We start from the raw sequence: 14,449 nt of genomic DNA on the forward strand, positions 1-14,449 counted from the left end.
GGATAGCACAGGCCGGCACCTGCACCGGGACAGGTGCCGCAACAAGGTCACATTACAGAATGCCTTTCAGTGCAACATGATAGAGCAGCATGATGGTTTTCCCGTCGACAATCATGCCCGTTTCAATGCCCCGCAAAGCGTCCTCAAAGGGGAGCTCCAGCACGTCGATATCCTCACCCTCCGCTTTGATACCGCCGCCTGCGCTGGTTTTATCCTTTGGCTGATATTCGGCAAGGTAGAAGTAGAGTTTCTCCGTAACGGAACCCGGGCTCATATAGGCTTCAAAGATTTTCTGCACGCTCGACACCTTAAACCCGGTCTCTTCTTCCGCTTCTGCCTTTATTCGGCTCTCTGGATCCATATTGTCGAGCAGGCCCGCAGCAGCCTCGATCAGATCACCCTGATGACCATTGATAAAGACCGGGAAACGGAACTGGCGAGTCAGAATCACCGTTTTTTTATCACGGTTGTAGAGCAGAATAGTCGCGCCATTCCCCCGGTCATAAACTTCACGGGTTTGTCGCTGCCATTCGCCATCGCGTCGTTGATGGTCAAAGGTATATTTTTTGAGTAAGTACCAGTTATCTGACAATATTTCATCGTTAATGATGCGCACATCTGCACGTTTCGATTGCACGTTTTGTCCTCCTTACGTAGAGTAACGATTAATAACAGCATTAACGTGCAGTTTCAAGATTTATCATGCAATATCAGGAATCCAGAATGCTCACCAGTCAGCGAAAACAATTGATACTTGAGAAGCTCGGCGCCGAAGGCCAGGTCCAGTCTAAAGCGCTCAGCATTCTCTTTGATGTCTCTGAGGACACCATCCGGCGTGATTTACGCGAGCTGGCGGCAGAAGGGCGTTTACAGCGTGTTCACGGCGGTGCGCTGCCGTCGTCTTCCGCTATTGTGCCTTTTGCAGAGCGTCAGTCCGTTAAAATGGATGCCAAAAGAAAGGTGGCGCAGAAGGGCGCGCAGCTGATTTCTTCGGGCCAGGTAGTGATCATTGACGGTGGAACGACCACCTCTGAACTGATTACTTTCTTACCGCCTGATTTGCGTATTACCGTGGTGACGCACAGTCCGAGCATTGCTCTGGGGCTGGTTAATCATCCCGCTATTGAAGTGATTCTGATTGGCGGCCGTTTGTATAAACACTCAATTGTTGCAGTCGGCGCGGCGGCCATCGAAGGTATCGAAAACATTCATGCCGATCTGTTCTTTATGGGCGTGACCGGGATCCATCCGGAAGCAGGGCTGACCACGGGCGATTTCGAAGAGGCGTGCATCAAACGTGCATTTTCCGGCAGAGCGGCCGAGACGGTTGTTCTGGCTTCACCGGAAAAAATCAATACGGCGTCATCGTTTGTGATTGGCGACGTATCCTTAGCGAATACGCTTGTCGTCGAAGACGATACCGATCGTGGCTGGGTGCATACGCTATCCGAAAAAGGGGTATCGGTCGTACTGGCTTCCTCATGAGCCAGTCAGATGACTGACTGGCACGGTCATCGTTAAGCCTGAGGAATGCTCTCCAGCGTAGTATAAATCGTGAGGCCAAGTTCCCTGGCCACTTCAATGTCCATATCCGCCCCCTTAGACGCACCGGCAATCCGATAAATCGCATCGCATTTTGCGATGAGCCGGTGAGCTACGGGGTAAAGCATTGATTCTGCGATGTCATCTCCCAACGATGTCGAGCCTGCGGCCTTCGCCAGTGGCAGAGCCAGCCATTCGCCAATGACCGGAACGTGACCACGCTGGTATACGGCTAATGCGGCGTTTTCGAGACGCGCAAGATTCTCATCAATGCGCGCCTGAAGGCCATCGGTGCCGCTTCGATAGGGACCGGCAATTAAAATGAGCTGTTGTGTCATAGATACCTCTGTCAGTGTGATTGCATGAAGTTGCACGTTTGTAGACGATATCTTACGAAATTACCGCCGCGTTTTGAAAGTATTTCGTGCATTTTCGTGCAAAAACATGCATGGCAGAGCATTTGATCACTTAGACAGAAGGGCTATTGTTATGAAGCCGAACGCCTCCGTCCAACGAACATCCAACGCAGGTAATCGTATAGCCAGTTAAACAGCATTGTGTATGGCAGGAAAAACAGCACCAGCCCAATCTCAACGAAAAATGCCTCAGTGATGGGTAAATCCAGCATAACCATCGCAACGGGGATTAAGGTGATGATCAGTCCTGTTTCAAAACCCACCGCATGGATAGCACGAACAAGGAAGGTTCGTTGAAAGCGGTATTTTTTCTGCAGCGAGTCAAAGAGTTTATTAAAAACAAAATTCCATGCCGTCGCGGTCAGTGCAGATATCACGGACAGCGATCCAGACTGGAGTATCGAAACGTTCATCAACCAGGCAAGCGACAGCGCGATGATAACGTTAGCTATGACTTCAAAAATGACAGCATGGAAGATTCGTTCTTTAACGCTTTTATTTAATTCAATTTCCATTTGCTCAGGGCTGCGTTTTCCAAAAGCTGAAGTATATCAGGCATCGTTCAACTCTTTCTAAACATGCAGGATTGAAACTCTGAGCAAAAGCGGAAGGCACTGTGAGATGGTCAACGGAGACGCTTTCAGAGGGTATCAGCATTCAGGTCAACGTAGCCATGAAACGCCAGATTTCGCCTTACTTAATGCAAGTACGCATAATGTATATTATGTTAAATTGAGTATGAGGCCCGTAATGAAGCCAACAAAAGCTTCATAGTTGCCTTCCCTTCTACTATCGCTTATCGAGATACTTATTAAAAAATGCCGTGATGCTCTTGAGCGGAATCTTTTCCATACGATCATATAAATCAACATGTGTGCCTAATCGCTGAGTATTCAAATGTTTAATGTTTTATCCCGTCGACTGCAACACTGTAACAAGGTGGCCGTCAACATAAACAATGCCGCCCCGACGCAGCTGCAACAGATCAAGACGCAGCTGGCCGAAGAAATGGGTAAGCCTGTAGGCCTACATACCATGGGTATTCCGGCGGCGGTCAGTACGCTCGGGGTGATTGTCAGTTTCGCCATTCCGCAGCTGTGGCTGGGTTACGGCATACTTACCGCACTCGACCAGCCAGCCGAGCGCGTATTCGTGTGGGTTGTGCTGGTCGCCCTGCTGTTCGCTGGCCTTAACGGTGTGACGATGTTTATGATTGGCAAAGGCAGCATGCGCGCTGTGCGGTTACATTTTACGCTGGCGGTGATAAGCCTTTTGTTAACAGCAGCTTATCTGCTTGCCGCGCTGATCGAGAGTACTTCTCCGGGCGTCAGTCTGACCGCGGCGCTAGTGAGTATCGTCATGTTACTGCTTAGCGGCAGCTGTATTTTTTCCACCGCCTTTTATAAGATGCTGCTGTTTACTCTGCATAACAGAGCCTGGCGCAAGCTTATCAGCCAGGCGCGTTAAGCATTCATCTCGCAAAAATCCCGCCATTACAGCGGGATTTTTTTATGGCTTTTTATGCCTGCGCAACCAAATCAACTTGTAAGCCGCAGGAATGATAAACAGCGATAACAGCGGCGCTGTGATCATCCCGCCGATCATGGGCGCCGCTATCCGGCTCATGACTTCCGAACCGGCACCGGTCCCCCAAAGTATTGGCAGCAGGCCCGCAATGATCACCGCGACGGTCATTGCCTTTGGCCGCACACGGAGCACGGCACCATGATAAAGTGCTTCATCAAGCCCTTGTTCTGTGAACGTTTCCCGACGGGACAGTTCCGGTTGCGCTTCAATGGCATGACGTAAATACATCAGCATAACGACCCCAAATTCCGCTGCGACCCCGGCCAGGGCGATAAATCCGGTTCCGGTTGCGACTGACATATGGAAACCCTGCCAGTAGAGAAACCATATTCCACCGACCAGGGCGAACGGCAGACTCATCAGGATCAGCATTGCTTCATCCACGCGACGGAACGCCAGGTACAGTAAAATGAAGATGATCATCACCGTCATCGGTACCATCAGTTTCAGCTTCTTATTGGCATGTTCGAGAAGCTCAAATTGTCCGGAGAAAGACACGCTGGTACCTGGCATCAGCTTCACGTTCTGACTGATGGCCGTCTTAATGTCGTTCACCACCGATACCATATCCCTGCCCCGTGCATCGATGTAAATCCAGCTGGCTGGCCGGGCATTCTCCGTTTTCAACATCGTGGGGCCGGAAACAACCTTAATATCAGCCACATCGACCAGCGTGATCTGCTGTTTCATCGGCGTCAGGATAGGCATCTGTTTTAACGCATTCGGGCTGCTCCGGTAGTCCTGAGAATAACGAATATTGATCGGGTAGCGGGCGACGCCTTCCACCGTTTCACCTACCGTTGCGCCGCCAATGGCCGAAGAGACAAACAGCTGCACATCGCCCACCGTCATTCCGTAGCGGGCGGCTTTTTCCCGGTTAATATCCACATCAATGTAACGCCCGCCCTCCAGGCGTTCCGCCAGAGCAGACACCACGCCGGGCACCGTTTTGGCGACCGCCTCGATGCGCTGCGCCGTGGTGTCGATATCAGACAGAACGGTACCGGACACTTTGATACCTATCGGGCTTTTGATCCCGGTGGAGAGCATATCAATGCGGTTACGAATAGGCGGAACCCACAGGTTAGCCAGGCCAGGCAAACGAACGGTGTTATCCAGTTCGTCAATAATCTTGTCAATCGTCATGCCGGGCCGCCACTGATCCTCTGGTTTGAGCTGAATCGTGGTTTCCACCATTTCAAGCGGTGCGGAATCCGTTGCCGTTTCTGCCTTACCTGTCTTGCCGAAAACAGACGCCACTTCAGGCACCGTTTTGATGAGTTTGTCCGTGGTTTGCAGGAGCGCCGCCGTTTCTGCCGGAGACACACCGGGCAAGGTCGAGGGCATATACAGCAGGTCGCCTTCGTTGATCTTCGGTAAAAACTCACCGCCCACCTGGCTCAGCGGCCAGATAACCGTGAAGATAGATAAGGCTGCAACCAACAGGGTGGCTTTTGGCCAGTGGAGAACCCTGATCAGCAGCGGATGATAGGCGTTAATCAGCAGCCGGTTCAGCGGGTTACTGTTCTCTGCGGGGATTTTTCCGCGGATCCAGAAGCCCATCAGGATGGGGATAACGATGATGGCGAGCATGGCCGCCCCCGCCATGGAGTACGTTTTCGTGAAGGCCAGTGGACCAAACAGTCGCCCTTCCTGTCCCTCAAGGGTAAAGATGGGAATAAACGATAAGGTGATGATCAGCAGGCTGATAAACAGTGCGGGCCCCACTTCCACAGAGGCATTGGTGATCACCTTCCAGCGGGTGGCGTTGTCGATCTGCTCTTCCGGATGCTGATGATCCCACTCTTCCAGCCGTTTGTGCGCGTTTTCAATCATCACAATGGCCGCATCCACCATCGCACCGACGGCAATGGCAATGCCCCCCAGCGACATGATGTTGGCGTTCAGTCCCTGAAAATGCATCACAATAAAGGCAATACACAGGCCGAGCGGCAGAGAGACAATCGCCACCAGCGCAGAGCGGACATGCCAGAGGAACAGCGCACAGACGATGGCCACCACGATAAACTCTTCAATCAGCTTGCCGCTCAGGTTATCGATAGCTCTGTCGATTAACTGGCTGCGATCGTAGGTCGTCACAATCTCGACGCCTTCCGGCAGGCTGGCCTTCAACGTCTCCAGCTTATCCTTCACCGCCGTAATGACTTCACGCGCATTTTTGCCCGAGCGCAGGATCACCACGCCACCCGCCACTTCCCCCTGCCCGTTCAGCTCAGCAATACCGCGGCGCATTTCCGGCCCCGTTTGTACGCGAGCAACATCGCGCAGGTAAATCGGGACACCGTTCGCACCGGTTTTCAGCACGATATTATTGAAATCGTCTATCGTCTGTAGGTAGCCGCTGGCCCGGACCATATACTCTGCTTCCGCCATTTCAACCGACGATCCCCCTGCTTCCTGGTTCGACGACGCAAGGGCCTGCTTAACCTCCGGCAGGCTTATGCCGTACTGGGCCAGTTTTAACGGATTGACCTGGATCTGATACTGCTTAACCACGCCGCCAACCGATGCCACTTCAGCCACGTTGGGGATGGTTTTTAACTCAAATTTCAGGAACCAGTCCTGCAGAGAACGCAATTCTGCGAGATCGTGCTTACCGGAACGATCGACCAGCGCATATTCAAATATCCAGCCCACCCCCGTGGCATCCGGGCCGATTTCTGAACTCACACCAGCAGGCAGTTTGCCCTGAACCTGGTTCAGGTACTCCAGTACGCGCGACCGGGCCCAGTACAAATCAGTACCGTCTTCAAAAATGACATACACATACGAATCACCAAACTGAGAAAAACCGCGCACGGTTTTGGCACCGGGTACCGACAGCATGGTGGTAGTGAGCGGATAGGTCACCTGATTTTCAACTATCTGCGGGGCCTGGCCAGGATAGCTGGTTTTGATAATCACCTGAACGTCAGACAGGTCGGGCAAGGCATCGACCGGTGTGTTGATGATGGTCCATGCGCCCCAGATGCTAAGAAACAGCGCCCCCATCATCACCAGGAAACGGTTGGCGACGGACCGCCGGATAATCCATTCAATCATCATCGTCCCCTTAATGACCTGAATGCGTGTTGTCTGCTGTTTCAGCGTGACGCATGCGCTCCAGCGCGCCGGTAATATTGGCCTCGGAGTCAATCAGGAACAGACCGCTAACCACCACCGTCTCCCCTTCGTTGAGGCCTGAACCAATACCGGACTGCTGCTGAGATTCATGCAGAACGTGGATCGGTTTCGGCACAAAATGCCCCTCTTCATCGACGGTAATCACGCGCTGTTCCTTGCCGGTATCAATAACGGCCTGGGACGGGATCAACAGCATCTCCGGACTTTGCGTATTCAGTTTGAGATACGCATTCATGCCCGGTTTCAGACGCTCGTCTTTGTTGGAGACCTGCAGGCGCACCTGCAGCGTACGGGTGCTGGGATCCACGCTCGGCAGAAGGTTCCATTTTTCAACCGGGAAGGATTTATCAGGGTAAGCGGGTACTGAAATCTCAAACTGCGACGTGTCTTTCAGCAGATAAGCAATAGACTCAGGAACCGCCGCGCCGATCCAGACCGGATCCATCCCCTGAATTTGAGCGACCACCTTATCTTTTGAAATATTCATGCCGGTGCGCAGGTCAAACGCCGTGATCACCCCGTCAATGGGAGCCTTGATGGTAAATCGGGTCTGGATAGTTCGGGTCGACCGTAGCTTCTGAATATCTTCATCCGGCATCCCGGCCAGCCGAAGACGTTCAAGTACGCCTTTGATTTGCACAGGCGTTCCACCGGTACCGGATAACAGCAAAAACTCACTCTGCGCCTCTACCCAGTCCGGAATGGTGATATCAATCAGCGGCGTGCCTTTCCTGACATGGTCGCCGGTCGTCAACGGGTATACTTTCTCAACGAAACCTTCCGCCCGCGCCTGCACAATAACAAACTGATAGTCGTTATAACTGACATTGGCAGGGATCGTCTGGCTATAATTCAGCGTTCCGCGAGTGACTTTTTGCGTTTTTAACCCCAGGTTCTGGACCTGCGTGGGGTCAATGCGTATTCCGGCACCGCTTTTATCATCATTTTCATCCGCATATTTTGGCACCAGATCCATATCCATAAACGGTGATTTGCCAGGTTTATCGAATTTAACGTCTGGCTTCATCGGGTCATACCAGAAAAGTACCTTTCTTTCAGAAACCTGATTTTCAGGTTTTGCAGAGGCGTGAATATGCTGCCATGCCGTGACGGATATCAGCCCTCCTGCAATAAGGCTGCTGACTATCATGGCAGCGTATTTTATTTTTAAAGATGCCATGCTACTTCTCGCTATTTAATGCTCTTCAGTAAAGAGATATTGCCCTGCTGGACAAACGAAAAATCAACGTGGCTACCGACTTTCAGGGCCGAAATACTCTCGTCAGCCTGAAGAAAGGTGAAGCGCATCATCATCGCGGGCCAGCCCACCGCCGGGATAGCATCATGGGCAATAGTGACTTTTTTACTCGTGAGATCAATATCCTTGATAATGCCGGTCCCCTTAATAATCTGCTCTGAGGTTCCGTCACTGGCAACATTCATTCCTGCGTGCTGATGAACCTCGGCCTGAAGGCTGGCAGAAAACATTACGGCGATCGCACCGAGGACAACGGTTTTAAGTGAATTACGCATTTTTACTTTCCTGTTTAATTAAATGAATTTATTCGACCCAACCGCCACCCAGTGCGGTGAAGAGCGTTATTTCATTCACCTGACGGGCATAAATAAGGTCGAGAAGAGTTTGCTGCGTGGAGAACAGAGAACGTTCTGCATCAAGCACTTCGATATAGCTCACCGCACCGCTGGAATATAACCCTCTGGCACGTTGCAGGGTGATATTTAGCGAATCAAGATACCGCTGCTGGGCATTAATTTGCTGGTTAATACTTTCCCGCAGCGCGAGCGCGTCAGCAACCTGTTTAAAGGCGGACTGAATTTTTTGTTCGTAATTCACAACCGACTGCTGCTGGCGAATTTCAGCCAGCTTCAGGTTGGCTTTATTTCTGCCTGCATTAAACAGGGGGATATCAATTTTAGGGATAAAATTCCACATCCCACTGCCCGTTGTGAAAAGGCTGGAGAGTTCCGTGCTGCCCGTTGAAAGTCCGCTGGTCAGTGAAATGGACGGGAAAAAGGCAGCACGTGCCGCACCGATATTCGCATCGGCCGCTTTAAGCTGATACTCCGCCTCCATAATATCCGGGCGCTGCAGCAGTATCGCTGATGAAAGATGAGGCGGCAGCCTGACCGGCGCAATATCGCTGGCGTTCATGCCGCTGTTGCCCGGCAGTGCGCGATACGTTCCGAGGACCAGCTGCAGGGCATTATTGGCCTGCGCCAGTTCACCCTCTCTTTTGGCTATCTCTGCCTGAGTGCTTTCAATCTGCCCCCGGGCCTGCTCCAGCGCCAGGACGTTTGTACTGCCGGTCACCAGCTGTTGCTCAACGAACGCGTAAGACTGCTGGTAATTCTTCAGCGTCTCCTGCGCAATACGGCGTTGTTTATAGGCCAGCTGCTGGTTGAAATAGCTCTGCGACACGTTAGAAATGAGCAGAATATGCACCGCACGACGGGCTTCTTCGCTGGCAAAAAAGTTTTGTCTGTCAGCCTCGCTCATGTTCCTGAGCCTGCCGAAGAAATCGAGTTCATAGCTTACTGCAAGACCTGCGTCGTATTGCTGCGAGGCAGGTTTGTCACTTTTCAGACCGCCGCTATAGGTGATACCCGAGGAGGCATTCAGCTGAGGATAACGATCCGCATCCGTCACCGTGAACTGCGCCCGGGCTTCTTCAACCTTCAGGGCGGCCATTTTTAAATCGCGGTTGTTTTCCAGGGCTTCGCTGATCAGCCCAACGACCTGGGGGTCGACAAAAAAGTGACGCCAGCCGGTATCCTGATACCCCGCCACCGCAGGTGTCAGGCCATTTCGGGATAACGAAAACTGCTGGGGTACCGGTGACGCGGGTCGCTGGTACTCAGGCGCCAGCGAGACGCAGCCTGCCAGGAAAAATACCGTACTGATGCTAAGTCGTTTTAACAGGAACATAATGGTTCAAATGAAGTCCAGAGTATTTTTAGGGTCACTCTACTGAACGCATCCTGTTTGACGGGTGACAGGATAATGACAATGTTGTCATTTTTAACGTAAGTCATTGTTAACGGCCGCGAGCACAATAGAATGTCGTCAGCAGCCAGTCAGGGGAGCAAGATGAAAATACTGATCGTCGAAGACGAAATGAAAACCGGTGAATACCTCAGCAAAGGGCTGACTGAAGCGGGGTTTATCGTGGACCACGCTGACAATGGCCTCAACGGTTACCATCTCGCCATGACTGCGGAATACGATCTGCTGATTCTGGATATTATGCTTCCCGACGTGAACGGCTGGGATATTGTCCGCATGCTGCGTTCGGCCGGGAAAGGAATGCCCATACTGCTCCTCACGGCGCTCGGCACCATTGAACACCGGGTCAAAGGGCTTGAGCTGGGTGCGGATGATTATCTGATTAAGCCTTTTGCCTTTGCTGAACTTCTCGCCCGGGTAAGAACGCTGCTGAGGCGCGGAAATACGGTGATTGCGGAAAGCCAACTTAAGGTGGCTGACCTGACGGTTGACCTCGTGTCGAGAAAAGTGAGCCGGGCGGGGAATCGCATCCTGTTAACCAGTAAGGAATTCAGCCTGCTGGAGTTTTTCCTGCGTCATCAGGGAGAAGTGCTGCCCCGCTCCCTGATTGCCTCTCAGGTGTGGGACATGAACTTTGACAGCGATACGAACGCCATTGATGTGGCGGTAAAACGGCTTCGGGCAAAAATCGATAACGATTATGAACACAAGTTGATCCAGACGGTGCGAGGTGTGGGCTATATGCTGGAGGCGCCGGATGCGCATTAAGCCTTTCAGACGCCCTTTTTCGCTGGCTCTTCGGCTGACCTTTTTTATCAGTCTCTCCACGATCCTGGCGTTTTTCGCCTTCACGTGGTTTATGGTGCATTCCGTTGAAAAGCACTTTGCTGAGCAGGACATCAGCGATCTGCAGCAAATCAGCACCGCGATGCACCGTATCCTCCAATCTCCTGCCGAACCCGAGCGGAAGAAAATCAGTAAACTCAACGAGTCGATCGCCAGTTACCGCAACGTTGCCGTTCTGCTTGTGGATCCGCAGGGAAATACCCTGTTCAGCTCGGCACACGGGGCAGCATTACGCCCTGCGATGAATACACCGGATTTTAACGAGCACCGTCGCGCCCAGGATGTCTTTCTCTGGACGGTGGAGGACTCTGCTGCTCCCATGCACGCGGGGCCCGACATGAAAATGGATACGTACCGGATTATCGCCTCGTCAGGCACGGCGACATTGCAGGGCAAATCGCAGGAATACGTGATGCTGATTGGCCTCTCCATTAATTTTCATCTCCACTACCTGGATGCCCTGAAGAAGAATCTCTTCGCGATTGCCGCGGCAATCAGTCTGCTGATTATTGTTGTCATTCGTATTGCGGTACGCCAGGGCCATCTGCCTCTGCGTAACGTCAGCACCGCCATTAAAAATATCACCTCAGAGAATCTCGACGCGCGACTTGAACCGTCCCGCGTGCCCGTTGAGCTGGAACAGCTGGTGATCTCTTTCAACCATATGATTGAAAAAATTGAAGATGTCTTTACCCGCCAGGCCAATTTTTCCGCCGATATCGCGCATGAGATCAGAACGCCTGTTACCAATCTGGTGACGCAAACGGAAATTGCGCTGAGCCAGAACCGTTCTCAGAAGGAGCTGGAAGATGTGCTGTATTCCAGTCTCGAAGAGTACAACCGAATGACCCGGATGGTCAGCGACATGCTGTTCCTGGCGCAGGCGGATAATAATCAGCTCATCCCGGACCGGGCGATCTTTGATTTGCGCGCTGAAGTCATGAAAGTGTTCGATTTCTTCGAAGCCTGGGCGGAAGAACGTAACGTCACGCTGAAATTTAACGGAATGCCCTGCCTGACAGAAGGCGATCCGCAGATGTTCAGAAGGGCGATTAACAATCTGTTATCCAATGCCCTGCGCTATACGCCTGAAGGAAAAGCGGTGACCGTCTCACTCCGAGAGCAGGAAAACAATGTTGAACTGGTGGTTGCCAACCCCGGCGCGCCGATCCCGGAAGAACATCTGCCAAGGCTGTTTGACCGCTTTTACCGGGTGGATCCATCAAGACAGCGTAAAGGCGAAGGCAGCGGCATCGGCCTTGCCATCGTGAAATCCATCGTCAGCGCCCATCACGGAAAAATCCGTGTGGAATCCGATGCGGTATCGACGCGCTTTATACTTTCCGTGCCGAAGAAAACCGTTTAAGCGGTCAGCGAACCGGCTGACACACTTCCAGCACCTTCTCCCTGAGCCACCGGTGCGCGGGATCCTTTTCCATGCGCGGATGCCACATCTGTGAGACGGTAATGCTCCGGGTTTTAAACGGCAGTTCAAAGACGTGTACGCGTTCTGACATGGGCTGATTGAGCAAATACAGCGCCGGGACCATGGCAATCAGATCGGAGGCCAGCGCCACGGATAACGCCGTCGGGAAACCAGGCACAACGCTGGCGACGTTACGTTTCATCCCGCGTTCCGCCAGCGCGTCATCGACAAAACCGTGTAACGATCCGTCGGGCGAGGCCACCACATGCCCCCAGGAGATATAATCCTGCAGGCTAACTGACGGGCGCGAAGCCAGTGGATGCCCCTGGCGCACTGCGCCAACAAACCTGTCCTGAAACAGCCGTTGCAGACGTATTTCAGGCCCCATATTGCTCTGCACGCCGATTTCCAGATCGACAAGCCCCTCTCGCAGATAGCGCGATGTTTTTTCAGGTTTCGGGGAGAAACGGATACAAACGTCGGGGGCAACACTCGCGACTGCGGCAATAAGCAATGGCCCAAACGCCACCACAAAACCGTCGTTGGCTCTGATGGTGAACAGGCGCGCCAGATTCTCGACCTTCAGCGTATCGCTGGAGGGCTGGAGCACCGCCCTCGCCTCGTGTACGGCGTTGCGGGCGCGATCCCGTGTGGCTTCCGCCCAGGGGGTCAGCACCATCTGACGACCCGCCCGAACCAGAATAGGATCGCCGGTGACCTCCCGCAGCCTGCTCAGGGTTCGGCTCATGGCGGAGGTGCTCAGGTTTAAGCGTCGCGCCGCGCCCGCCACGCTGGCTTCGGCCAGCAGGACATCGAGCGCGACAAGCAGATTAAAGTCAGGATCGGTCACGAGGAATCCTCAGATAAGGCGTTATATGCAACGATTTAGTGCAAATGCTGCGTCTTCCGCCCTGTATACCTGATGATTATAGTTTCGTCATTACTATTCTTTTTCTGGAGTAACGACGATGACGCTATTTTCAAACCTGCCCGGCGATGAAGGTTTATCCGGGCATGAGCGCGCCCGGGTCCTGGCCGCCGTGATGACCACCACGCTGATGGGGGTCTTTGACGGGACGATGATCAACATCGCGCTCCCCTCCATGGCAAGCGCAATGCAGGTTCCTGCCAATGTTGCTGTCTGGTTCGCCAACGGTTATTTGCTGTCAGCGGCCATGACCCTCGCCATCTTTGCCGCGCTGGCGGCGCGCGTGGGCTATCGCCCGGTGTTTCTGGCCGGGCTTGCTACCTTTACGCTTACCTCTCTCGGCTGCGCGCTGGCGAAGACCCCGGATGTGCTGATCGGAATGCGTATTCTGCAGGGCATCGGCGGCGCGGCCACCCTGAGCATCGCCCCGGCAATCCTGCGATCCGTTTTTCCCGGCAGACTGCTTGGCCGCGTTCTGGGGCTGCACGCCCTGCTCATCGCCTCCAGCACGGCGATAGCCCCGGTGCTGGGCGGAACGATTCTGAACGCGCTGAGCTGGCAATGGCTGTTCGCCATTAACCTTATTCCAGGCTGCATCGCCCTGCTGCTGGCATGGCACGCTTTACCGAAGGAATCAGCGGGTGATAAATCCTCCTTTGATGCGCCAGGCGCGGTGCTCTCCGCAACATTTCTGGGAGCCACGATCATGACGGCCAACAGTCTTCAGCGCGTCACGCAGCACATTAATCACGAAGCCATCGGCTGGGGACTTCTCGCGCTGATGAGCGCCCTCGCCTTTATCTGGCGGATTCGGCGGGCAAGTCACCCTTTATTTCCGCCCGTCATATTCCAAAACGGACGCTTTACCCTCGCTGCGCTAACCTCGCTGGCCTCGTTTGTGAGCCAGGGCATCACCTTTGTCGCGCTGCCGTTCCTGTTTCAGAGCGTGTATGGCTACAGTCCGGTGGTTTCTGCGCTGCTCTTTACCCCGTGGCCGATAGGTATTGTGCTGATTGCGCCGCACGCGGGGCGTTGGGCTGATACGATTTCCGCGCCGCTGATTTCGACCCTTGGGCTGATGATATTTGTCGGTGGGTTGGTTCTGCTGGCGACCCTGCCTGAAAGCCCATCCGTATGGAACATCTGCCTGCGCAGCCTGGTTTGCGGGATAGGGTTTGGCTGCTTCCAGAGCCCCAATAACCGGGAAATGCTCGCTAACGTGGCGCGAGACTATGCCAGCTATGCCTCCGGCGTGTTGTCTATCGTCAGGACATTCGGCCAATGTCTCGGCGCCGCTACGGTAGGCGTGCTGCTGGCGGCAACAACCGGCCAAACCCTTGATGACCGGATCGTGCATGTTGCGCTGTGGATCGCCGTCATAGCCTCGACGGGCGCCGTGTTGTTTAGCGCGAGCAGGCTGCGCCCGGCGGCGCTACACTTGCACGGGCCTACAAGATAATATGCAATATATTGATTTTAATGAACAATGTAGGCCGGGTAAGCGCAGCGCCACCCGGCAAGAAAGGCGTCTCGTT

13 protein-coding genes are annotated in these 14,449 nt (G+C 53.5%); 5 read left to right on the plus strand and 8 right to left on the minus strand.

Annotated elements, in window-relative coordinates; translation table 11 throughout:
• Positions 1-52 precede the first annotated feature (52 nt).
• The gene (locus tag L977_RS15995) at positions 53-637 is read right to left on the minus strand and encodes a GDP-mannose pyrophosphatase nudK (RefSeq protein WP_014883849.1); all 585 of its coding nucleotides are present in this window, start codon (positions 635-637) and stop codon (positions 53-55) included.
• 86 nt (positions 638-723) lie between these two features.
• On the opposite strand from L977_RS15995, the gene L977_RS16000 reads away from it, so the two are divergent.
• The gene (locus L977_RS16000) at positions 724-1,485 is read left to right on the plus strand and encodes a DeoR/GlpR family DNA-binding transcription regulator (RefSeq protein ID WP_014883850.1); all 762 of its coding nucleotides are present in this window, start codon (positions 724-726) and stop codon (positions 1,483-1,485) included.
• A 32-nt stretch (positions 1,486-1,517) separates the two neighbouring features.
• Here L977_RS16000 and L977_RS16005 read toward each other — a convergent pair whose 3' ends face one another.
• The gene (locus tag L977_RS16005; protein ID WP_023330429.1) at positions 1,518-1,880 is read right to left on the minus strand and encodes a DUF4406 domain-containing protein; all 363 of its coding nucleotides are present in this window, start codon (positions 1,878-1,880) and stop codon (positions 1,518-1,520) included.
• 149 nt (positions 1,881-2,029) lie between these two features.
• Positions 2,030-2,473, minus strand: a complete 444-nt coding sequence (locus tag L977_RS16010; protein WP_014883852.1) for a PACE efflux transporter — start codon at positions 2,471-2,473, stop codon at positions 2,030-2,032.
• Positions 2,474-2,855: 382 nt separating this feature from the next.
• Here L977_RS16010 and L977_RS16015 point away from each other — a divergent pair, with 382 nt between their 5' ends.
• The gene (locus tag L977_RS16015; protein WP_047626185.1) at positions 2,856-3,425 is read left to right on the plus strand and encodes a hypothetical protein; all 570 of its coding nucleotides are present in this window, start codon (positions 2,856-2,858) and stop codon (positions 3,423-3,425) included.
• A 42-nt stretch (positions 3,426-3,467) separates the two neighbouring features.
• Here the strand turns inward: L977_RS16015 and silA are convergent, their stop codons facing one another.
• Genes silA through L977_RS16035 form a run of 4 tightly spaced genes read right to left on the minus strand, consistent with a single transcriptional unit; the run spans position 3,468 to position 9,636 of the window.
• Positions 3,468-6,608: a Cu(+)/Ag(+) efflux RND transporter permease subunit SilA gene (silA, locus tag L977_RS16020; protein ID WP_047626186.1), complete on the minus strand. Its 3,141-nt coding sequence runs from the start codon at positions 6,606-6,608 to the stop codon at positions 3,468-3,470.
• A gap of 10 nt (positions 6,609-6,618) precedes the next feature.
• Positions 6,619-7,869: an efflux RND transporter periplasmic adaptor subunit gene (locus L977_RS16025; RefSeq protein ID WP_047626187.1), complete on the minus strand. Its 1,251-nt coding sequence runs from the start codon at positions 7,867-7,869 to the stop codon at positions 6,619-6,621.
• Between the two features lie 11 nt (positions 7,870-7,880).
• Positions 7,881-8,222, minus strand: coding sequence for a cation efflux system protein CusF (gene cusF / locus L977_RS16030; RefSeq protein WP_047626189.1), 342 nt, complete (start codon positions 8,220-8,222; stop codon positions 7,881-7,883).
• A gap of 28 nt (positions 8,223-8,250) precedes the next feature.
• A complete protein-coding gene (locus tag L977_RS16035) occupies positions 8,251-9,636 on the minus strand; it encodes an efflux transporter outer membrane subunit (protein ID WP_047626191.1) in 1,386 nt (461 codons plus the stop codon).
• A gap of 162 nt (positions 9,637-9,798) precedes the next feature.
• Here L977_RS16035 and L977_RS16040 point away from each other — a divergent pair, with 162 nt between their 5' ends.
• Both L977_RS16040 and L977_RS16045 read left to right on the plus strand, forming a co-directional pair.
• Positions 9,799-10,482 (plus strand): copper/silver response regulator transcription factor, encoded by a 684-nt coding sequence (locus L977_RS16040; protein WP_047626193.1) that lies wholly within the window; start codon positions 9,799-9,801, stop codon positions 10,480-10,482.
• The gene (locus L977_RS16045) at positions 10,472-11,926 is read left to right on the plus strand and encodes a Cu(+)/Ag(+) sensor histidine kinase (RefSeq protein ID WP_047626194.1); all 1,455 of its coding nucleotides are present in this window, start codon (positions 10,472-10,474) and stop codon (positions 11,924-11,926) included. Before L977_RS16040 ends, L977_RS16045 begins: the two co-directional genes overlap by 11 nt.
• Positions 11,927-11,930: 4 nt before the next feature.
• Here L977_RS16045 and L977_RS16050 read toward each other — a convergent pair whose 3' ends face one another.
• Entirely contained in the window at positions 11,931-12,836 is a 906-nt protein-coding gene (locus L977_RS16050; protein ID WP_047626195.1) for a LysR family transcriptional regulator, read from the minus strand.
• Between the two features lie 118 nt (positions 12,837-12,954).
• Here L977_RS16050 and L977_RS16055 point away from each other — a divergent pair, with 118 nt between their 5' ends.
• On the plus strand, positions 12,955-14,373 hold the full coding sequence (locus L977_RS16055) for an MFS transporter (RefSeq protein ID WP_023337314.1): 1,419 nt from the start codon (positions 12,955-12,957) through the stop codon (positions 14,371-14,373).
• The last annotated feature ends 76 nt before the right edge of the window (positions 14,374-14,449 follow it).

Source organism: Enterobacter sp. ZOR0014, from assembly GCF_000798855.1.
Taxonomy (GTDB): Bacteria; Pseudomonadota; Gammaproteobacteria; order Enterobacterales; family Enterobacteriaceae; genus Enterobacter; species Enterobacter kobei.